Annotated in this window: 19 protein-coding genes and 1 riboswitch; of the genes, 8 read left to right on the plus strand and 11 right to left on the minus strand. The window is 65.7% G+C overall.

All coding sequences use genetic code 11. The features are described 5' to 3' along the window. Positions 1 to 3: 3 nt before the first annotated feature. Positions 4 to 198, minus strand: a riboswitch (cobalamin riboswitch). Between the two features lie 86 nt (positions 199 to 284). The 3 genes from ACVIW0_RS34910 to ACVIW0_RS34920 form a co-directional block, all read right to left on the minus strand. Beyond that, a complete protein-coding gene (locus tag ACVIW0_RS34910; protein ID WP_461356477.1) occupies positions 285 to 1262 on the minus strand; it encodes a CobW family GTP-binding protein in 978 nt (325 codons plus the stop codon). Then, positions 1210 to 2700: an amidohydrolase family protein gene (locus ACVIW0_RS34915; RefSeq protein WP_461356478.1), complete on the minus strand. Its 1491-nt coding sequence runs from the start codon at positions 2698 to 2700 to the stop codon at positions 1210 to 1212. Before ACVIW0_RS34915 ends, ACVIW0_RS34910 begins: the two co-directional genes overlap by 53 nt. 206 nt (positions 2701 to 2906) lie before the next feature. Continuing rightward, complete coding sequence (locus ACVIW0_RS34920) at positions 2907 to 4763, minus strand: ABC transporter ATP-binding protein/permease (protein ID WP_461356479.1); 1857 nt, start codon at positions 4761 to 4763, stop codon at positions 2907 to 2909. Positions 4764 to 4958: 195 nt separating this feature from the next. Between ACVIW0_RS34920 and rpmE the strand changes: the two genes are divergently transcribed. Beyond that, positions 4959 to 5186 (plus strand): 50S ribosomal protein L31, encoded by a 228-nt coding sequence (gene rpmE / locus ACVIW0_RS34925; protein WP_016845230.1) that lies wholly within the window; start codon positions 4959 to 4961, stop codon positions 5184 to 5186. An 854-nt stretch (positions 5187 to 6040) separates the two neighbouring features. Here the strand turns inward: rpmE and ACVIW0_RS34930 are convergent. Next, on the minus strand, positions 6041 to 6277 hold the full coding sequence (locus tag ACVIW0_RS34930; protein WP_461356480.1) for a hypothetical protein: 237 nt from the start codon (positions 6275 to 6277) through the stop codon (positions 6041 to 6043). Here ACVIW0_RS34930 and ACVIW0_RS34935 point away from each other — a divergent pair. After that, entirely contained in the window at positions 6276 to 6722 is a 447-nt protein-coding gene (locus ACVIW0_RS34935; protein ID WP_461356481.1) for a hypothetical protein, read from the plus strand. The genes ACVIW0_RS34930 and ACVIW0_RS34935 overlap by 2 nt on opposite strands. Before the next feature lie 85 nt (positions 6723 to 6807). Here the strand turns inward: ACVIW0_RS34935 and ACVIW0_RS34940 are convergent, their stop codons facing one another. Beyond that, a complete protein-coding gene (locus tag ACVIW0_RS34940; RefSeq protein WP_461356482.1) occupies positions 6808 to 7425 on the minus strand; it encodes a LysE family translocator in 618 nt (205 codons plus the stop codon). A gap of 194 nt (positions 7426 to 7619) precedes the next feature. Next, positions 7620 to 8246, minus strand: a complete 627-nt coding sequence (locus ACVIW0_RS34945; protein WP_461357512.1) for an FMN-binding negative transcriptional regulator — start codon at positions 8244 to 8246, stop codon at positions 7620 to 7622. 86 nt (positions 8247 to 8332) lie between these two features. Between ACVIW0_RS34945 and pdxR the strand changes: the two genes are divergently transcribed. Next, positions 8333 to 9850 (plus strand): MocR-like pyridoxine biosynthesis transcription factor PdxR, encoded by a 1518-nt coding sequence (gene pdxR / locus ACVIW0_RS34950; protein ID WP_461356483.1) that lies wholly within the window; start codon positions 8333 to 8335, stop codon positions 9848 to 9850. Between the two features lie 6 nt (positions 9851 to 9856). On the opposite strand, the gene ACVIW0_RS34955 is transcribed toward pdxR, so the two are convergent. Further along, entirely contained in the window at positions 9857 to 10018 is a 162-nt protein-coding gene (locus ACVIW0_RS34955) for an FMN-binding negative transcriptional regulator (RefSeq protein ID WP_461356484.1), read from the minus strand. Positions 10019 to 10159: 141 nt separating this feature from the next. Further along, complete coding sequence (locus ACVIW0_RS34960) at positions 10160 to 11716, minus strand: winged helix-turn-helix domain-containing tetratricopeptide repeat protein (RefSeq protein WP_461356485.1); 1557 nt, start codon at positions 11714 to 11716, stop codon at positions 10160 to 10162. A gap of 109 nt (positions 11717 to 11825) precedes the next feature. Between ACVIW0_RS34960 and ACVIW0_RS34965 the strand changes: the two genes are divergently transcribed. Then, positions 11826 to 12284 (plus strand): cupin domain-containing protein, encoded by a 459-nt coding sequence (locus ACVIW0_RS34965; protein WP_461356486.1) that lies wholly within the window; start codon positions 11826 to 11828, stop codon positions 12282 to 12284. Between the two features lie 6 nt (positions 12285 to 12290). Here the strand turns inward: ACVIW0_RS34965 and rcdA are convergent, their stop codons facing one another. Both rcdA and ACVIW0_RS34975 read right to left on the minus strand, forming a co-directional pair. Beyond that, positions 12291 to 12803, minus strand: a complete 513-nt coding sequence (gene rcdA, locus ACVIW0_RS34970) for a protease adaptor protein RcdA (protein WP_461356487.1) — start codon at positions 12801 to 12803, stop codon at positions 12291 to 12293. A 460-nt stretch (positions 12804 to 13263) separates the two neighbouring features. Next, positions 13264 to 13455 (minus strand): DUF1192 domain-containing protein, encoded by a 192-nt coding sequence (locus ACVIW0_RS34975; RefSeq protein WP_076865389.1) that lies wholly within the window; start codon positions 13453 to 13455, stop codon positions 13264 to 13266. On the opposite strand from ACVIW0_RS34975, the gene ACVIW0_RS34980 reads away from it, so the two are divergent. The 3 genes from ACVIW0_RS34980 (at position 13454) to ACVIW0_RS34990 (ending at position 17709) form a co-directional block, all read left to right on the plus strand. Next, positions 13454 to 13645, plus strand: coding sequence for a hypothetical protein (locus tag ACVIW0_RS34980; protein ID WP_461356488.1), 192 nt, complete (start codon positions 13454 to 13456; stop codon positions 13643 to 13645). The two genes, ACVIW0_RS34975 and ACVIW0_RS34980, sit on opposite strands and share 2 nt — an antisense overlap. Before the next feature lie 68 nt (positions 13646 to 13713). Then, on the plus strand, positions 13714 to 14712 hold the full coding sequence (locus ACVIW0_RS34985) for an NAD(P)H-quinone oxidoreductase (protein ID WP_461357513.1): 999 nt from the start codon (positions 13714 to 13716) through the stop codon (positions 14710 to 14712). Positions 14713 to 14832: 120 nt separating this feature from the next. Further along, positions 14833 to 17709, plus strand: a complete 2877-nt coding sequence (locus ACVIW0_RS34990; RefSeq protein ID WP_456750494.1) for an EAL domain-containing protein — start codon at positions 14833 to 14835, stop codon at positions 17707 to 17709. A gap of 157 nt (positions 17710 to 17866) precedes the next feature. On the opposite strand, the gene ACVIW0_RS34995 is transcribed toward ACVIW0_RS34990, so the two are convergent. Then, positions 17867 to 18124: a DUF7662 domain-containing protein gene (locus tag ACVIW0_RS34995; protein ID WP_461356489.1), complete on the minus strand. Its 258-nt coding sequence runs from the start codon at positions 18122 to 18124 to the stop codon at positions 17867 to 17869. 116 nt (positions 18125 to 18240) lie between these two features. Between ACVIW0_RS34995 and ACVIW0_RS35000 the strand changes: the two genes are divergently transcribed. Next, on the plus strand, positions 18241 to 19734 hold the full coding sequence (locus tag ACVIW0_RS35000; protein WP_461356490.1) for a sensor domain-containing diguanylate cyclase: 1494 nt from the start codon (positions 18241 to 18243) through the stop codon (positions 19732 to 19734). The last annotated feature ends 71 nt before the right edge of the window (positions 19735 to 19805 follow it).

Below are 19805 nucleotides of genomic sequence, written 5' to 3' on the forward strand. Positions count from 1 at the left end.
CGCGTGTGACCACGACTGACGGCAGGTCTCCTGGCTCACGGGTCATCGCCTGTCGACGCCTTCCCGGACTGAACAGCCCAGTGGCAAATTGACGAAAGGCTCGCCGTTTACAGTTGCGGGGACAGCTGCGGCATTGGGGCACCCCCGCACCGCATTCCCTTTTGATCCCCGAAGGGAACCGTCGGCAAAAACGATAGGTGGTGCGGGATGGGCTGTCAATTGGTGGGCCGTGCATCCTTCGAGACGCCGCTTCGCGGCTCCTCAGGATGACGGGAAACTCCGCTTCACTCCGCTTCGACGCATCCCTGCATCACCTCATCGATCTCGGCGCGCGAGAGCGCACCCATCTCGGCGATGAACACGATCCGCGTGCGTGGCACGCCTGCTGCCGGCACGCCGCCGGCAGCCAAGGTCGCGCGGCCGCCGGCGAGTTGAAATACCGTCAGCCGTCCGGGCTGCTCGACCGTTTCGAACAATCCCTTCGCGCGCGCCAGCTTCGGCGCCAGTTTGCCGATCGCCTGCTGCAAGCGCGGCAGCCGCACCGGCCGCTCCGATGTCCAGCTCAGCGTCTCGAACCGATCGGACACCGGCCGTCGCGGTGCGGTCTCGCGCGGCGCCGGATCGAGATCCGCGGGAAACAGCAGCTCCGTCGGCACCTCGCCGTGCAGCGCATCGACGATCACCGCCGCCGGACGCACCGCGCGCACGGCGTCGCGGATCGCGGCGCACGCGGCTGCATCGGCCAGATCGACCTTGCTCAGCGCCACCACATCGGCGGCCCGCAGCTGCGCGCGCAGCAGCGCATCGTCCAGCGCGGCCACCGGCTGCGTGGCGTCGACCACGCACAGCACGGTCTCCAGCGGCGCCTCCCGCCAGATCACGGGATCCATCAGATTGCGCACAATGTCCGAGGGATCGGCGATCCCGCTGGTCTCGATCACGATGAATTCGGGACGCGGATCACGCCGCAGCAAATTGGCGAGCGTGCGCAGCAGGTCGCCTTCCAGCGTGCAGCAGATGCAGCCATTGCTCAGGCTGACCACGCCATCGCTGCTGCCTGCGATCAGCTCGGCGTCGATGTTGATGGCGCCGAAATCATTCACCACGGCGGCGATGCGCTTGCCTTGCGCATGCGCCAAGAGATGGTTGACGACGGTGGTCTTGCCCGCCCCGAGAAAGCCCGCGACCAGCAGGATCGGGACCGGCACCTCAGCCCCCGGTGACGGGCCGGCGCACCGGCCGACCGGGACGCGCCGCGACATCGAGCACGCCATCATTGATCAGCGGCTGGCCGCTGACCACGAGGTGGCGCACGCCTTCTGCCGGACGGTTCATCGCCGAGAAGGTCGCGCGATCGCTCAGCGTCTCGTAGTCGAACACCACGACATCGGCGTCGGCACCCGCCTGCAGCCTGCCCTTGGCACGCATCGCCGGCGTGCTCGCCGACAGGATCTCGGCCGGGATCAGCGCGCATTTGCGGATGCCCTCGAGCAGCGACAGCTTCTTGCGCTCGCGCACCCATTCGCGGATGAAGCGGGTGAAGCAGCCCGCAGAACGCGGATGCGAGGTGGCATCATCCGGCAATGGCCAGGCATCGCCGCTGTAGGGGCGGCCGTCCGACAGCGTCCACGGCATCGCGTCGGAGGCGATCGCGCCGCCCGGATACAGCACCGCCATGTCGAGCAGGTCGCGGTGATGCGAATTGTTCTCGATATCGAGCACATGCCACAGCACCAGCGCCGAGGGATCTGCGGCTTGCGCAGCGAGCAGCTCCTCGCGGCTGCCGAAACGGTGACCGTCGGTCACACGCTGCACCGAATCGTAACCGAGGCCGTTGCGCTCCTCGAACTTCGGATCGCTGAAGAAGGTCGCTGCCAGCACGGTCGAGCCGGTGCCGTAGGGATAGGCTTCCACCGTGATCGGCAGGCCCTGCGCCTGCGCTTTGGCGATCAGCGCGACACAGCGTTCGATGTCGGTCTTGCTCGACGAGTTGAAGTGGCAGATGTGCATATGCGCACCAGTGGCGCCGGCATAGCCGATCAGGCGGATATAGGCCTCGGCCGCGCTCTCGGGGTCGATGCGCGACATGTAGGCGACGTGGGTGAAGGTCGGCACCGCATGATTGGCGGCGAGCTGGCACACCGCGGTTAATTCCTGCACGCCGGCGCCCGGCGCATAGGCGTTGAGGATGCCGATGCCGATGCCGCCCTCGTTCAATCCATTAGCGAGACGCTCGAGGATGCCGCCGACCTCGCTTTCGGTCGCGACGTTCTCGATCCAGCGGCGATCGCGCATCGCGGCGCCGAACGATTCCAGCGAGCTTTCCGAATTGGATCCGGTCATCGCGCCGATCCGCGCGAACGCCCAGTTGGCGGCGGCACCGTAGTTCAGCACCCGCCCCTGCTCGGCCTGGCGCTTGTACCAGGACGCCACCGGCAGCACGCCGGCCTCGAGGTCGAGCGATGTGGTGACCCCGTCGAATGCCTGCATGCGGTCGGCCGGAATGGTCTGGCCATGCGCGTGCAGGTCGATGAAGCCCGGCGCCACCACGAGCCCGGTCGCGTCGATCTGCCGCTCGGCGCCACCGAGCCCGGTGCCGACCGCGGCGATCTTGCCGTCGACGACAGCGACATCGCCGACCGCGTCCATCCCGCTGGCCGGATCCACCACCCGGCCGCCGCTGATCACCAAACCACTCATCTCGTCACTCTCCGCCTTGTCCAGAGCCGCGGTCCCGGCCGGCCGCTCCAATCAAGGCTTACGTCCCCTCCGACGTCGGGCCAACAGCCAAAAATGCATCGCTTCCATCGCGACGCTCCGACCGGATCGTTGCGACGTGGTGTAGCGCGATCATCTCTCGCGCGATGCGCGAAGGCGGCGTCAATCGGCTTGATCTTTTTGCGCGCTCAAATGCCCTCGAACTGCAGCCGCGCCAGCCGCGCATAGAGGCCGCCCGCGGCGACCAGCTCGGCATGGGTGCCCTGCTCGACGATCCTGCCCTGGTCCATCACCAGGATGCGGTCGCAGGACAGCACGGTCGCCAGCCGATGCGCGATCACAAGCGTGGTGCGGTGGCGCATCAATTCCTCGAGCGCGGTCTGCACCAACGTCTCACTTTCGGCATCGAGTGCGGAGGTCGCTTCATCAAGCAGCAGCAGCGGCGCGTCGCGCAGGATCGCGCGGGCGATCGCGATGCGCTGGCGCTGGCCGCCGGACAGCGTCACGCCGCGCTCGCCGAGCTGGGCGTCGAAGCCTTCAGGCAGGCGGCGCAGGAATTCGGTGGCGTGCGCAAGATCGGCCGCACGCTCGACCTCGGCGTCGGTGGCATCGGGCCGGCCGAACCGGATGTTCTCGCGGGCGCTCGCGGCGAACACCACGGAATCCTGCGGCACCAGCGCGATCCGCGCGCGCAGCTCGGCCGGATCGGCCTGCCGGATCGGCACGCCGTCGAGCGAGATGGTGCCGGATTTCGGATCGTAGAATCGCAGCAGCAGATGGAACAGCGTACTCTTGCCGGCGCCGGACGGGCCGACGATCGCGACCTTCTCGCCCGAACGCACCTGCAAAGACACGCCGTCGACCGCAAGCGCATTGGGCCGGGTCGGATAGGCGAAGCTGACATTGTCGAAACCGACATCGCCGCGTGCCGGCTGCGGCAGCGCGCGCGGCGACGCCGGCGCTGCGATCTGCGGCCTGACGCGCAGGATCTCGAACAGCCGCTCGGCAGCGCCCGACGCGGCCGAGACCTCGCCCCAGACCTCGCTGAGCTGGCCGAGGCCGCTCGCCGCGAACGCCGTATAGAGAATGAACTGGCCAAGCCGGCCCGGGCTGATCGTGCCGACCAGCACGTCATGCGAGCCGACCCAGAGGATCACGACGACGCTGGCGAACACGATGAAGATCACGATCAGGGTCAGCACCGCGCGCGCTTTGGTCGAGCTGCACGCGGCCTGATAGGCCTGCTCGACCTCGCCGGCAAAGCGCGTCCTGGCGAGCCGTTCGCCGGTATAGGCCTGCACGGTGCGGATCGCGTTGACCAGCTCGCTCGCATAGGCGCTGGCATCGGCCAGCGTATCCTGGGCAGTGCGCGACAGCCGCCGCACCCAGCGGCCGAACGCCACCAGCGGAATCACGATGATCGGGATCGCGAGCAGCACGAAACCGGACAGCCTTGGGCTCGTGATCACCATCATCGCCGCGGCGCCGAAGAACAGCATCAGGTTGCGCAGCGCGATCGACACCGACGCGCCGACCGCGGACTTGATCTGGGTGGTGTCGGCGGTGAGCCGCGACACCAGTTCGCCGGAGCGTGCGGAATCGAAGAACGAGGGCGACAGCGAGATCAGGTGCGCGAACACGTCGCGCCTGATATCGGCGACGATGCGCTCGCCGATCGTCATCACCAGGTAGTAGCGCGAGGCGCTGGCACCGGCGAGCACCGCGACCACCGCGATCATCACGCTGAAATAGCTGTTGATCATCGCGATGCCTTCGGGCGTGAAGCCCATGTCGATCATCCGCCGCACCGCGACCGGCACGATCAGCGTGGTGATCGCCGCGATGGTCAGCGAGATCAGCGCCAGGGTCGCCCGCCCCTTGTAGCGCGCGACATAGGGCGCGAGCGCAAGCAGCGGCCGCAGGCGGGCGCGGCTCTTCGCCGGCTCCGTGAGCTGGCTCTCGATGAAGGCTTGCTCATCGAGCAACGCGTCGCGCGGCGGCTGCGCGTTGCCGCGAGGGGTCTCAAGCTGTTCGGCTATGCTCATCAATCTAGACCGGTTCTATCGCCCCTCACATAGGCCCGCCGACCCCCGGCTGGCAAATCCGGTAAAGTCCCAATCCGGTGATGGGCTTAAGCTCCCTTTCCCGGCTTGTTTTGGGGGGCTCCATGGGTTATAGAGCCGGCCAAATCCCGTACCTGAATGTCTTGAGATGGGCGCCGGCGCGCCGAAGGAACTGTCATGAAAGCCGATATTCATCCGAATTATCATACGATTAAGGTCGTCATGACCGACGGCACCGAGTACCTGACCCGCTCCACCTGGGGCAAGGAAGGCGACACGCTGAACCTCGACATCGACCCCAAGTCGCACCCGGCCTGGACCGGCGGCACCCAGCAGCTGATGGACCGCGGCGGCCGCGTCTCACGCTTCCAGAAGAAGTTTTCGGGCTTCCTCAAGAAGGACTAAAGTCCGCTTCGGGATCGCCCTCATGGTCGAACGCAAAACGCCTCCGTCTCGGGGGCGTTTTTGTTCTTGGGGGGGCGGGCCGGATTGGTTGGATGGGCAAGCGCGCCACTCCCTCCACGCTGTCGTCCCGGCGAAGGCCGGGACCCATAACCACAGGGTTGAGTTGGTGAGGAAAGCTGTGGCCCCAGCATCGCGCAACAATTGAGATTTGGGGTAATGGTCCCGGCCTTCGCCGGGACGACAGCGAATGTGTTGCGCGGCCGGTGAGTCATACTCGCGCGTTCTCGCGACATGATTGCCCGAGCTTTGCTCTTTCGTTCCGCCCTCTCCATCAGCAGAGGGCGCAGGGAAAGCCGGGTGCCGATCGCACCCATGGGCCCCGAGCAAAAGGGTAGAAAGCTCGGGGGTAGGACCACAGGTGTAACCGGAGCAATCCGGCTTTCCCTGCGCGATGGGTTACGGCTTATACGTGCTCTCCCCGGCGAGACTGGGCTTTGTTGTCACCGTCTTCGCGACGCGCAATTGCGCAATCCGAAAAGACACCTACCGCTAGGGCGTCAGGCCTGCACGACTTCGCCGTCCGCCTTGCGTGCTCTCGTCAGGCCACGCGCAGCGTCCACCGCATCTCGACCCGCGTTCGTGACGACCGCGAAGCGCCCCTCGTGTCGGGCGAGACGGGGAAATTCATACACTGAGTTGCTCTTCGGATAAAGCGAAATATTTTTGCTGCAGGGCCTTGACGCGTTTTGTTGAGTTGCCCGTCGGGTTGTTTTGTCGCACCCGTCGCAAGCAATTGCTCGCGCAGTCTGTAGGATCTCTTCGGAAAACCGCTTCGCACTCTTCCGGATCATGCTTTAGCGCGGATGTCTTGCTCGCTTCAGTTCGGCGACCTTGAACTTCTCCGCGGCCTGCAGGCTGCTGCAAAGCCACCAGGCCCTGTTTCGGTACTCACCCAGGAACCATTTGGTCTCGACGCAATCGACATAGGATTTGTAGGTCAGGTTGTCCCGGCACGTTGTCGAGAACGGTCCATGTGCTTGGCCGCCCGCCGACTCGCTGCAGCCGACCCAGGGGTCCTTGCCGTGCGGCATGCTCGACTCGCAACCACCGTTGCAATTGCTGGCGACTTTCTCCAGCGCGGCAATCCTGCCCAGCACCGTATCCGGTGCCGGCGCCGGCGGGCGCGCGGTTGACGATCTCGTCTGGGCGGTTCGCGATCTGCGGTGCGGTACCCCCATGGTCGCCGCCTGCGTCGGGCGATTTGGCCGTGCCGCCGGCTTGGGCGCCTCGACCGTGATGGACGGAAGCGGCTTTGCGGAATCGGTTTGCGACGCGGCCGGGCCGCACAGCAACACGATCGACAAGACGGCGGCAGCTGAAGGCGCGACAAAGCCTGACGACAATCTCATGACATGCCCTCCCAAAGCCGGGACGGAACAGCCGTCCCGAGAAGGGCACGGTAGCATAGATCGCGAGTTGCGCTACCGAGGGTTGAGGATATTTCTACCGTTGACCGGCCATTTCCGGGATCGATAACAGGCGCCGGCCTGCCGATGTCGTTCGAAGCGCCGGCGACGAAGCGTTGAGTGGACGTTGTCACGCTGTTGAACAATGGCTAACCCTAACGATCCCCGAACGCGAGCCGCGCGCCGAGCGCGACCAGGATGCTGCCGCCGATCCGCTGCATGATCCGTTGCGACGCGCGCGAGCGCTCCAGCTTCGACATCACCGCGCTGGCGAAGAACACGCAGACGATGTCGACCGCCGAGAAGGCCAGGTTGACGATGGTGCCGAGCAGGAACAGCTGGGCCCAGACCGGAACGCAGGCCGACGCATCGACGAACTGCGGCAGGAACGCCAGGAAGAAGATCGCGGTCTTCGGATTGAGCACCTCGACGACGATGCTCTGCGCGAAGGCGCGCTCGGCGGAGAGCGGCGCCAGCTCGGGGCGTTTCGTTGGATCGCGGTCGCGAAACAGCGACAGCCCGAGCCAGACCAGATAGGCCGCGCCGGCGAGCTTCATCGCTGTAAACAACGGCGGCACTGCATGAAACAGCAGCGCGACGCCAGCGGCCGCGGCGATGACGTGGACATAGCCGCCGAGATGCAGGCCGAGCGAGGCCATCAGTCCCGCGCGCCTGCCGCCCGCGAGCGTACGGGCTGCGGCATAGAGCATGGCTGGGCCCGGGATCAACGCGAAGGTCGCGGTGGTGATCGCAAAGGCGAGATACAATTCCATGTGCGGGCGTCGATCTCTGAAGGGGTTGGGCGAGCGCAACTTCCTCCGCCGTCATTGCGAGCCAACGGGTCGCGCGAACGCGCGCCCGATGACAGGCTCCGCGAAGCAATCCATCTACCCGCATATGCCGATGGATGGATTGCTTCGTCGCTGTCGCTCCTCGCAATGACAGACTGCACTTTGGTTAGAGCAACTTAGTTCGCCGGGATCATCGCCGCGACTTCGCGATCGACCGGATTATCGCTTTCGCCGAGCCCCGCGATCACGCCGGCGCGATCCTCAAGCTTGCGGTTCTGGCTCATCTTCTTCTTGGCGTCGATGCGCGTGATCGGCATCCGCACGCCAACGATGCCGCGAAGCTGCGCCTTGATGAAATCGGCGGGCGCGTCGCTGACCTGCCAGACCTCCTTGCGCGAACTCTCGTGCAGCGAGGTCAGCCGGGTCACGACATCGAGCAGGCGATCGGCATCCTCGAAAAACTCGGCCGCGCCATAGGCGTGCACGGCGAGGTAATTCCAGGTCGGCACCACCTTGCCGTGCTCGGCCTTGGTCACATACCAGGACGGCGTCACATAGGCGTCGGGGCCCATGAAGATCGCCATCGCCTCGCCGGTCGCCGGCAGCTTCCACTGCGGATTGGGCCGCGCGACGTGACCATACAGCGTGCCGTACGCGCCCTCGTTCTCGTTGAGCATCAGCGGCAGCGGGGTGCCGATCAGCCCGTCGGCGGTGGCGGTGACCAGCGTCGCCAGCCGCGACGCCTGCATGGCGGCGTTGATCGCGCCGAGTTCTTCCATCTTGAAATGCGGCGGCAGGTACATGACAGACCTCATCAATTGCTGCTCGCACAATAGCGCCGAAGTGGCCTATGATAAGGGCCACTTCCGATCATATTGATTGGTCCACTATGTCCCGCCTTCGTGCCACGATCAGCATCCCCTCGCTCGGCGCGGTCGACCGCGCCGCCGGACAGGTCGGACGGCAGATCGCGCAGGCGCTGCGGGAGGCGATCGCCAACGGCGAATTGAAGGCCGGAGAATTGCTGCCGTCGACGCGCGCGCTGTCGGCCTCGCTCGGCGTCGCGCGCGGCACCGTCGCGGAAGCCTTCGCACAATTGCAGGCCGAGGGCTATCTGGAAGCGCAGATCGGCGCCGGCACAAGCGTTGCACCGACACTTGCCGCGCAAGCACGGCCGGTCCGGCCGGCCGGCCGCAGTCCCGACAAGCCCGCGCCGATCCAGCTGCCGCCGCGCGCGATGCGGCTTGCCGAGGTGGCGGCGGCCTTCACGCCGATGCCCGAAATCCCGTTTGCGATTGCGGTCCCCGGCGGCGCGGTCGCCCCTGACGACAATTGGCGCCGGCTCGGCAACCGGGTGCGGGCATCGCGCGCGGCGGCGCCTGCGAGCTACGGCGATCCGCGCGGCCTGATGGAGCTGCGGCAAGCGATCGCCGACTATGTGCGCAAATCCCGCGCGGTGCATTGCGAGCCCGGGCAGGTCGTGATCACGGCCGGCACGCAGCAGGGCCTTTATCTCGCCGGCCGCGTGCTGCTGTCGTCAGGCGATCGGGTGTGGGCCGAGGATCCGGCCTATCCCGGCATGACCGCAGTGCTCGACGATCTCGATCTCGTCACCACGCGCGTTGTGGTCGATGCGCAAGGCATCGACGTCGAGGCCGCGATCGCCGCGTGTCCCAATGCACGCGCGGCATTCGTGACGCCGTCGCATCAATATCCGCTCGGCATGCCCTTGAGCATGGCCCGCCGCAACGCGCTGGTGGCGTGGGCCAAGCGCCGCGAGGCCTGGATCGTCGAGGACGATTACGACAGCGAGCTGCGCTATGCCGGCCATCCCTTCCCGTCGATGCAGGGCCTCGCGCCGTCGCGCGTGATCTATCTCGGCACCTTGAGCAAGGTGCTGTTCCCCTCGCTGCGGCTCGGTTACGTCGTGGCGCCGCTGCCGCTGATCGACGCCTTCGCCGGCGCACGCGCCCTGCTCGACCGGCATTCGCCGACCGCCGACCAGCACGTGCTGGCAGCCTATATGCGCGAAGGTCTCTTCGAGGCGCATATCCGGCGGATTCGCGGCGTCTATGCCGCGCGGCGCGCGACACTGATCGCGGCGCTCGAACGACACATGCCCGATGACGTCACGCTGCAGCCGAGCGACCAGGGCATGCATCTGTTGCTGTGGCTGCCGCCGCGCTTCGACGATGTGCAACTGGCGAAATCAGCGCTCGCCGACGGCATCGTGGTGCGGCCGATTTCATCGATGTACAAGGCAGCCGCGCGGCCCGGCCTGATGCTCGGCTTCGGCGGGTTTGAGCCGGAGGAGCTGGCGGCAGCGGCGATCAGGCTGCGGCGCGTGATGGATGAGCACGCGCTGTCACGGCGGGGCAAGCCACGCCGTGCCGGCGCTTCACGCTGATTTCGATTACTGCTCGAACGCAGCCTTCAGCCGGTTGAGCTGCGGCACCAGCGGGTTGCCGATCAGCCCGTCGGCGGTGGCGGTGACCAGCGTCGCCAGCCGCGACGCCTGCATGGCGGCGTGGATCGCGCCGAGTTCTTCCATCTTGAAATGCGGCGGCAGGTACATGGCTGCCTCCTGGCAAATCGCGTCAGCTATGGCTCACACAATAGCGCCGAAGCGGTCTATGATAAGAGCCACTTTCGCTCATATGACGCTGTCTCGGCGGACCGCCGCCGGCCGCAACGGCATAGCGAATTGTACGCCGCACTATTCTGGCAGCCCCGCTGCCCGCAACGCGCTGCCAAGCGCTTCCGCAAGCGCGGGCGCACAGTTCACGCCCGCAAACTGACGGCTGTAGCGAAAGGCGGGTTGAAGCTCGAGCACGCGCGTCGCTGCCGCCCGCGCCTCATCCAACCGGCCCAGCTTGGCCAGCGCAGCCGCCAATTGCACGTAAGTGATGCTGTGTGTCGGATTGGCTTGAACGGACCTGTAGGCCGCGCGACAGGCTTCGTCGTAGCGGCCGCGCAACAAGTGACTCATTGCCTGCGCATCAAACGCCGCCCACACCCAGGAATCGAAGGGACTTAGCCGCATACCCTTGCTGCTCCATTCGATTGCCCGTTCTGCCTCGCCGCCCCATCCGAGAATCACGCTGCCGAGAATGTAGGTCAGCGCGGATGACGGGCTGAGGGCGAGAGCAGCTTCCAATGCCGCGAATGCAGCAGCGCGATCGTGCTCATCCATGCCGATGGAAAACCCGGCCCATGTGAGGGCAAGCGCGTCGTCCTGTCCATAGGCGATGGCCGATCGGGCGTGACGGATCGATGCAGCACGATTGACCTCTTGCAGACCGGCGCGGAGGAACAAGCAATGGTGACACATCGCGGCATTGCCATGTGCAAGCGCATAAGTGGGCTCGAGTGCGATCGAGCGGTCAAGAAGCGCTAGCGCTCGCGTCACCTGCTCAGGCATGCCTGAATCGACGTCCGGCTGAGCCCGCAGCACGAGATCATAAGCATCCAGACTGTCCGGCCGTTTCCGCCTGACGCGTTCAATCTCGGCTTTCCGCACGCTCGGCGCAATCGCACCCACCGCCGACAGCGCGATCTCATCCTGAAGCGCGAAGATATCGTGGGAACTGCCGTCGTAGCGCTCAGCCCAAACGTGCGCGCCGGTCGATGCATCGATCATCTGGCCGGTCACGCGCACATGATCGCCAGCCTTCCGCACGCTGCCTTCCAGGACATACCGCACGCCGAGTTCGCGACCGACCTGCTTCACGTCTACGGCGCGGCCCTTGTAGGTGAAGGTCGAGTTTCGCGCGATCACGAAAAGCCAGTTGATGCGGGCGAGACCGGTGATGATATCGTCGACCATCCCGTCGGCGAAGTACTGCTGCTCCGGATCGTCGCTCAGGTTCGAGAACGGCAGAACGGCGATCGACGGCTTTTCGGGCAGTGCCGGTGTCGATGCGACGCGACCGACCGCCGAATCGAAGCCCTTGGTGACGGCCGGTCCGACATACCGATAGCCGCGCCGCGGCAACGTCTCGATCCAACTATCGGCATCCGCGGCCTCCGCCAGCACCCGGCGCAGGGCTGCAATCTGAACCGTCAGATTGTTATCGGAGACGGCCAATCCGCCCCAGCCGGCCTCGATCAGCGCGTCTTTTGACACCGGCACGCCGGCGTTTTCGAGCAGCCGGCGGAGCAGGGCGACAGCACGCTGCCCAAGCATGGTCGGCTCGGCGCATCGGTAGAGGATGCCCGCCTTCGCATCGAGGCGGAACGGGCCGAACTGGTAGATGTCGTCCCCGGCTGTCATCCGGCGAATTTAGCAGATTTTTAGGAAGGGATTCAGGACTTCCGGAACCCGATGGCCGATGTTGCACACGTGCCTGCCGGGCGTAGGCGCCTGCTCAGTGGAGGATCGCATGGCCGATGCCATCATTCGTATGCCCGATGAGAAGAACGGGGTCATGCTGCGCGGTCATCCCATGGTCTTCCTCGTCACCGGCGCGAACACCAAGTACACCAGCATGTTCGACTGGACGATCCCGGCAGGGTTCGCCACAGGCCGACACGTTCACCGGATTCAGGAGGAAACCTTCTACCTGATCGACGGCGAGTGCGAGTGGCACGTCGGCGACCGCACGATCCATGCAACGCCCGGCACCTATCTGTTCATCCCGCCGGGGGTGCCTCACAACATTACCAATGTCAGCGAGAAACCGGCGCGCGTGCTGATGACCGTTTCCCCGCCCGGCCACGAACACTATTTCGAAGAGCTCGCGAAACTTACAGCGCGGGGTGCGCCGGATCCCGAGACGCTTGCTGATCTTAGAAACCGCTACGACACGGATCAGCTCTCGACTTTGACGACGCGGGCGTAAACGGCCTTACTGCTCGAACGCAGCCTTCAGCCGGTTGAGCTGCGGCACCAGCGGGTTGCCGATCGACGAGCGATCCGGCGCCGGCGCGTGGATCGTGGTGTCGAGGCGGCGGACGCGGGCCTGCAGATCCATCGAGCGGGCGATCAGCTGCTGCAATTGCTCCGGCAGCTTCATCACCATGTCGGCCGGGCCGGGATCGGCGGCCGACAGCTTCACCTTGGTCTTCTCGCGATTGGCCTGGGTCAGCGTCATCTCGCCTTCCTTGACCGCGCGATGCAGCAGCAGCCAGGAGGCGAGTTGCATCAGCCGCGTGGTCAGCCGCATGCTTTCGGTGGCATAGGTCAGGCTGACGGACCGTTCCAGCGCCTTGGCCTCGGTGCGTCCGTCGCCGTCGAGATAGGCGGCGGTCTGCTCGACCAGGTCCATGCCTTCCCGGAACAGCACGCCGAATGCCGCAGAATTGGTCAGCCGTTCGCTGAACAGCACAAGCCCGGCTTCGTTCTGGGAACGATCGGCCATGGTTAACGCCCTCACACCATCGTAACGCCCGCTGGCATCTCACGCGCCAGCTTATGATGAACAAATCATTGCGCGGGCGCGCCGAAGAGTCCAGCCGCAACCGGATTTATGGTTTCCAGCCGCGGACGCAACAAAAAAGAGCCGCCGTTTCCGGCGGCTTTGAAGTTGATAACAGGGAGGCGTCAAACAGAGTGGACAGGAGCCACTCGGTGTCCAAACGAGGACAATGCAGTCATAATCGAGAAAGCTTAACCGATCGTAAATGAACGAATTTCTTCAGGCTTTGTTTGCCATGTCGGCCATTGACCTAGTTTGGGACAGGCGGCCGGAGCACGCGAATGCGTGGCGCTCGGAGGCCCGGATGAAGCGCAGCGAAATCGGGGCCGCTCCAACCCCGGACAGCGCAGCCCCGAATTGCGCTTCGCTCCATCCGGGCTATGAAGCGATGTGATGTCGCCGGCTACGACTTGAAGAACGCGTTCGCGGCATCCTTCGACGCACGCTTCTTGGTCATCGCCTCCTTCAGGCGATCGACTTCGGCGGTGAGCAGCGCGATGCGCTCGGTCAATTCCTCGACCGACAGCAGCGAGAGATCCTGTCCGATCTCGTGACTGATCTTCTTCCGCGGCCGGTCCTCATCCTCAATCGGCATGTATCCTCCCGGCGATGTGAATATCCGCGCGCAGGAGAATTTTGCAGTGACTTTGGCGTGCGTGCAACATCCGACGCGCATCCGCGCCACGCTGGCGCAATGGCTCACTCCGGCCGCGCGGCTTCCCCCGCCGGTCGAGAAAATCAGCCCTGAAAAAGCCGCGCATCTGACGGCCCGGTTCGGGGCTTAATGGCGTTTCGCTCCGGCGGAAAAGGCGGTATGCCATCGCCGATCCTCTCCACCGACCAGGGACGAACCATGCCAAACCTGCCCGCGCAAATGACCGTCGTCGCCATCAGCAAGCCCGGTGGCCCGGAGGTGCTGGTGCCCGAGACCCGCGCGGTGCCGGTGCCGAAGGCCGGCGAGATCCTGGTCAAGGTCGCGGCCGCCGGCGTCAATCGCCCCGACGTCGCGCAGCGCTCCGGCTCCTATCCGCCGCCGCCCGGCGCCAGCGACCTGCCCGGCCTCGAGATCGCGGGCGAAGTGGTCGCGCTCGGCGAAGGTGCCAAGCACAAGATCGGCGACAAGGTGATGTCGCTGGTCGCCGGCGGCGGCTACGCGCAATATTGCATCGCGCAGGACGCGCAGGCGATGACCGTGCCGCCCTCACTGTCGATGCAGGAAGCCGGCGCGATCCCGGAAACGCTGATGACCGTGTGGCACAATGTGTTCGAGCGCGGCGCGCTGCAAGCCGGCGAGACATTGCTGATCCACGGCGGTTCGTCGGGCATCGGCACGATGGCGATCCAGCTTGCCAAGGCGTTCGGCGCCAAGGTGATCGTCACCGTCGGCTCGCAGGACAAGGCCGATGCCTGCCGCAAGCTCGGCGCCGATCACGCGGTCAATTACAAGACCGAGGATTTCGTCGAGGCGGTGAAGAAGGCAACCGGCGGCAACGGGGCCGATGTGATCCTCGACATGGTCGGCGGCGACTATATCGATCGGAACTACGATGCCGCCGCCGTCGAGGGTCGCATCGTGCAGATCGCGTTCCTGTCGGGAACACCGAAGGCGTCAGCCAATTTCGCCAAGCTGATGGTCAAGCGGCTGCACCACACCGGCTCGACTCTGCGCCCCCGTAGTAATGCGGACAAGGCGGCGATGGTCGCGGCGATCGAGGCCAAGGTGCTGCCGTTGCTGCGCGAGGGCCGCGTCAAACCGCTGATGGACAGCACATTCCCGCTGGAAAAGGCCGCCGACGCGCACCGGCGCATGGAGACCAGCGAACATATTGGCAAAATTGTGTTGGTGGTTTAACTCTCACAGCGGAAGCAGGGGCGGAAACCCTTTGATTCCCTTCGCTTTCGTGTCATTTATCGCGCCACATCCGGGCCGGTCGCCGGGCCCGGGCAGTTTGTCGATCGCGGAGTACTGACATTGCGTCCGATCAGGTGCCTTGCGCTGCTGGCGCTGGGCCTCATGATGTTTGCTGCTGCGCCTGCCGCGTATGCGATCGACGCGGTGAGCGTGCGCAGCGACGCACCGGCGATCGACCTCACGGCGGTGCTCGACCATCAGCGCAGTGAAACCGACCGCATCCAGGTCTCCACCGCTCCGGGAACCGACGGCATCGTGCGCCGCATCGAGGTGCGCGCCCGCGAAGGCGGCCAGAACTGGGTGGTGTTCGCGCTCGCCAACAACACCGACGACCAGCTCGACCGCCTGATCGTCGCGCCGCATTATCGCATCGTGTCGTCGGGCCTGTTGTGGCCCGACCTCGGCCTGTCGCGCATCGCCACCATCACGCCGTCGGTCGGCGATCGTCCCGAGCGGCAGGAAAGCCCGACCGCCGACGTGTTCCGCATCACGCTCGATCCTGGCGCGGTCGTCACCTATGTCGCGGAGCTGCGCACCGACAAGCTGCCGCAGCTCTATCTGTGGGAACCCGACGCCTACAAGGACAAGGTCAACTCGTTCACGCTGTACCAGGGCATCGTGATCGGCATCTCGGGCCTGCTCGCGCTGGTGCTCACGATCTTGTTTGTGGTCAAGGGCAGCATCATGTTCCCGGCCGCCGCAGCGCTGGCCTGGGCGGTGCTGGTCTATATCGGCGTCGACTTCGGGTTCTGGGGCAAGGTGCTCGACATGTCGAACAACGCCGAGCGCGTCTGGCGCGCGGCGGGCGAGGCGATCCTCGCGGCGACGCTCCTGGTGTTCCTGTTCGCCTATCTCAATCTCAGCCGCTGGCACGTGCGCTACTCGCACATCACGATCGGCTGGCTGGTGTTCCTCGGCTCGCTGGTGGCGCTGGCGCTGTTCGATCCCGCGGTCGCCTCCGGCATCGCGCGGATGTCGCTGGTCATGATCGCCTTCGCCGGCTTCGCGCTGATCGTCTATCTCTCGACCCACGGCTTCGACCGCGCGGTGCTGCTGATCCCGACCTGGTTCCTGCTGGTGGTCTGGGTGGTCGCGGCCGGCATGACGGTTGCCGGCTCGGTCACGAACGACATCGTCGGTCCCGCGCTGCTCGGCGGCCTGGTGCTGATCGTGATGCTGATCGGATTCACGGTGATGCAGCACGCTTTCGCCGGCGGCGGCGCCACCACCGGCGTGGTCTCCGACGTCGAGCGCCGCGCGCTGGCGCTGACCGGCTCAGGCGACCTGATCTGGGACTGGGACGTCTCCGCCGACAAGGTGTTCACCAGCCCGGAGACCGAAGCCCTGCTCGGGCTGAAGCGCGGCACGCTGGAAGGCCCCGCGGCGAAATGGCTCGAGGTGCTGCACCCGCTCGACCAGGACCGCTTCCGCGCCGCGCTCGACAGCGTGCTCGACCAGCGCCGCGGCCGCCTGGTGCAGGATTTCCGGCTGCGCACGCCCGACGGCCACTTCATGTGGTTCGCGCTGAAGGCGCGGCCGGTGGTCGGCTCCGACGGCGAGGTCTCGCGCGTGGTCGGCACCTTGACCGACGTCACCGAGTTCAAGAATTCCGAAGAGCGGATGCTGCACGACTCCGTGCACGACAATCTGACCGGCCTGCCCAACCGCAAGCTGTTCATGGATCGCCTCAGCGCGGTGGCCAATCTCGCCAAGACCATGCCGAACCTGCGGCCGACCTTGATGGTGATCGACCTCGACCGCTTCAAGCAGGTCAACGATTCCGTCGGGATTGCGGTCGGCGATTCCATCCTGCTGACGCTCGCGCGGCGCCTGACCCGCATCCTCAAGCCGCAGGACACGCTGGCGCGGATGGCTGGCGACCAGTTTGGCCTGATCCTGCTGTCGGAGCAGGACCCGGCGCGGATCACCAATTTCGCCGAGACCATCCGCAAGACCATCCGCGCGCCGATCGCCTTCAACGACCGCGAGATCTTCCTGACCGCCTCGATCGGCCTGGCGCTGTCCGATCCGGCCGCGCCGCTCACCGACGAGATCATCAAGGACGCCGAGCTTGCGATGTATCACTCGAAGCGGATCGGCGGCGACCGCATCGACGTCTACAAGCCGGCGATGCGGGCGCGCAAGACCGACCGCCTGACCCTGGAGAGCGACCTGCGCCGCGCCATCGAGCGCCAGGAGATCACAATCCTGTACCAACCGATCGTGCGGCTGGAGGATCGCGCGATCGCCGGCTTCGAGGCCTTGGCGCGCTGGGATCATCCGAAGCTCGGCCGGATGTCGCCGTCGGAGTTCATCACCGTCGCCGAGGAGACCGGCCTAATCGTCGATCTCGGCATGTTCGTGATGGACCAGACCGCACGCCAGCTCGCGGTGTGGCAGCGCGCGATGCGCGCCCGCGAGCCGATCTTCGCCTCGGTCAACGTCTCCTCGCGGCAGTTGCTGCGCCACGACCTGATCCACGACATCCGCACCGTGCTGTCGCGCTCCTCGGTGGCGCGCGGCACGCTGAAGCTGGAGCTGACGGAATCGCTGGTCATGGAGAATCCGGAGCACGCCGCCCAGATGCTGGCGCGGATCCGCGAGCTCGGCACCGGGCTGTCGCTCGACGATTTCGGCACCGGCCACTCCTCGCTGTCCTATCTGCAGCGCTTCCCGTTCGACACCATCAAGATCGACCAGTCCTTCGTCCGCACCACCAGCCGCGGCACCCGCCCGGTGATCCTGAAATCGATCATCGCGCTGGCGCACGACCTCGGCATGGACGTGGTCGCGGAAGGCGCCGAGACCGATTCGGACGCCGTCGAGCTCTACCAGCTCGGCTGCGAATACGCGCAGGGCTTTGCCTTCGGCGAGCCGATGGACGCCGACGCCGCGACGCGCCTGCTCACCGAGGAACGGCTGGAAGCCGCGAGCTAGGCCCGGGCCGGGGCACTCTGCCTGCCCCACTCACGAATGTCATGCTCCGCGAAAGCGGAGTATCCAGTGCGCCGCGGCTTATCCGTATCACTCTGACGTCTCTGGAATACTGGATCGCCCGCTTTCGCGGGCGATGACGACCTATAGTGTTGCTCTTCTAACGCGGCTTCGGCATGCGCTTGAACTTGACGCTCTTGCCGTCGGCCTGGCGGGTGGCGATGTAGCCGGCCTCGATGCAGGCTTCACGCTGCGGCATCTTCTCCTGCGGGCTACGCAGGGTTTCCCACCACGACGCCCGTTGCGCGGCGCGCGGCAGCGCCGCGTCGATGATCTCCTCGATCTGCTCGAAGGTCAGCACGAACTCGGGAAGATGCTGCTTCTTCAGGTAGTCCCGCAGCGCATCGTAGTCGTTCACATCGTCCTCAAGGCTCAGGGTTCCGGCAACCACCCGTTAACCCATTCGGCGACCGCTGTCGCCATTTAAGGCGACGACAAGATTTCCCGATGCATGACGGCGCATTGGAGCTGAAAATGCCATTTCGACGGGGAAACGAGGCAAGGCGGCGCTGGCGGCTATCGGCAAAGCTGCTGATCGCGGCATCGATTGCCACCGTGCTCGGCTTCTCCGCGGTCTGCGCCGGCGTGATGTTCGACATGCGCCGCGGCGAGGAGGAACTGGCGCGCCGGACCCTGGAGAATCTGGCGTCGGGCATCGAGGCCGACATCAGCCGCAACATCGAGCTCTATGATCTGTCTCTGCGCGCGGTCGCCAGCAATCTGCAGATGCCGGAGATCCGCAACGTCAGCAAGGAACTGCGCCAGCTGATCCTGTTCGATCACGCCGCGACCGCGCAGCATTTCGGCGCGATCCAGGTGTTCGATGCGGAAGGCAACCTGACCATCGACGCCGCGAGCCTCGACCCGCGCCCGGAGAACCGCAGCGACGAGCAATATTTCACCATCCAGCGCGACCATCCGGACACCGGCCTCTATGTCAGCCGGCCGATGCTGCACCGTGGCGCCTACGCCATCGTGCTGAGCCGGCGGATCTCGGCGGACGACGGCCGCTTCCTCGGCGTCGTGGTCGGCTCGATCCGCTTCAGCTATTTCCACGACCTGTTCGGACGGCTGAACCTGGTGCCCGGCGACACCATCACTGTGCTGCGCAACGACCGCACCATCATCATGCGGACGCCGTTCGACCTCGACGTGATCGGCAAGAACCTCGCGGAACAATCCAACTGGAAGGCCGACAATCTGAAGGTCGGCGGCGCCTTCTCCGGCAAGGGCCCGGTCGACAATACGCCGAGGCTCTATGTCCGGCGCGGCAGCTCCGGGCCGCTCTATGTCGTGGTCGGCAAGCCGCTCGACGCCGTGTTCAACCTCTGGCGCACCGAGGCCATTCGCATCGGCGCGATCATGGCTGTCCTGATCCTGTTCGTGCTCAGCGCGACCCTGGTGCTCGCCCGCGAGATCGTCCGGCGTGCTGACGCCGAGGACAAGCTCGAGGAGCTCGCGACCACCGACGCCCTCACCGGCCTGAAGAACCGGCGCAAGTTCGATGCCGAGATCGAGCGCGAATGGCGTCGCGCCGGCCGCTACGGCCAGCCGGTCGCGCTGCTGATGATCGATGCCGATCATTTCAAGGCCTACAACGACACCTACGGCCATCAGGCCGGCGACCAGGTGCTGGTCGGAATCGCGATCTGCATTTCGGATGCGGTGCGCCGCGCCGGCGATTGCCCGGCGCGCTTCGGCGGCGAGGAATTCGCCGTGCTGTTGCCCAACATGACTGCGCTCGAAGCCTTCAAGCTGGCCGAGACCATCCGCGGCAAGGTGCAGCAATGGTGCGAGGGCGAGCTGAGCACGACGGTGAGCATCGGCGTCGCCAGCATGCGGCCGGGCGCAGGCCAGCCATGGGCCGACCTGATCGAAGCCGCCGACAAGGCGCTCTACGCCGCCAAGGCCAACGGCCGCAACCAGTCGGTGCTGGCCACGGTGCCGAAGATCGCGCTGGTGGCGTGAGGGGCGTAACGGCTGCAAAATGCCGGACTGCACGCGCGCATCGCAGTTGTAAGGGACGTACTGGCGGAAGG

It is taken from the genome of Bradyrhizobium sp. USDA 4454 (assembly GCF_054822705.1).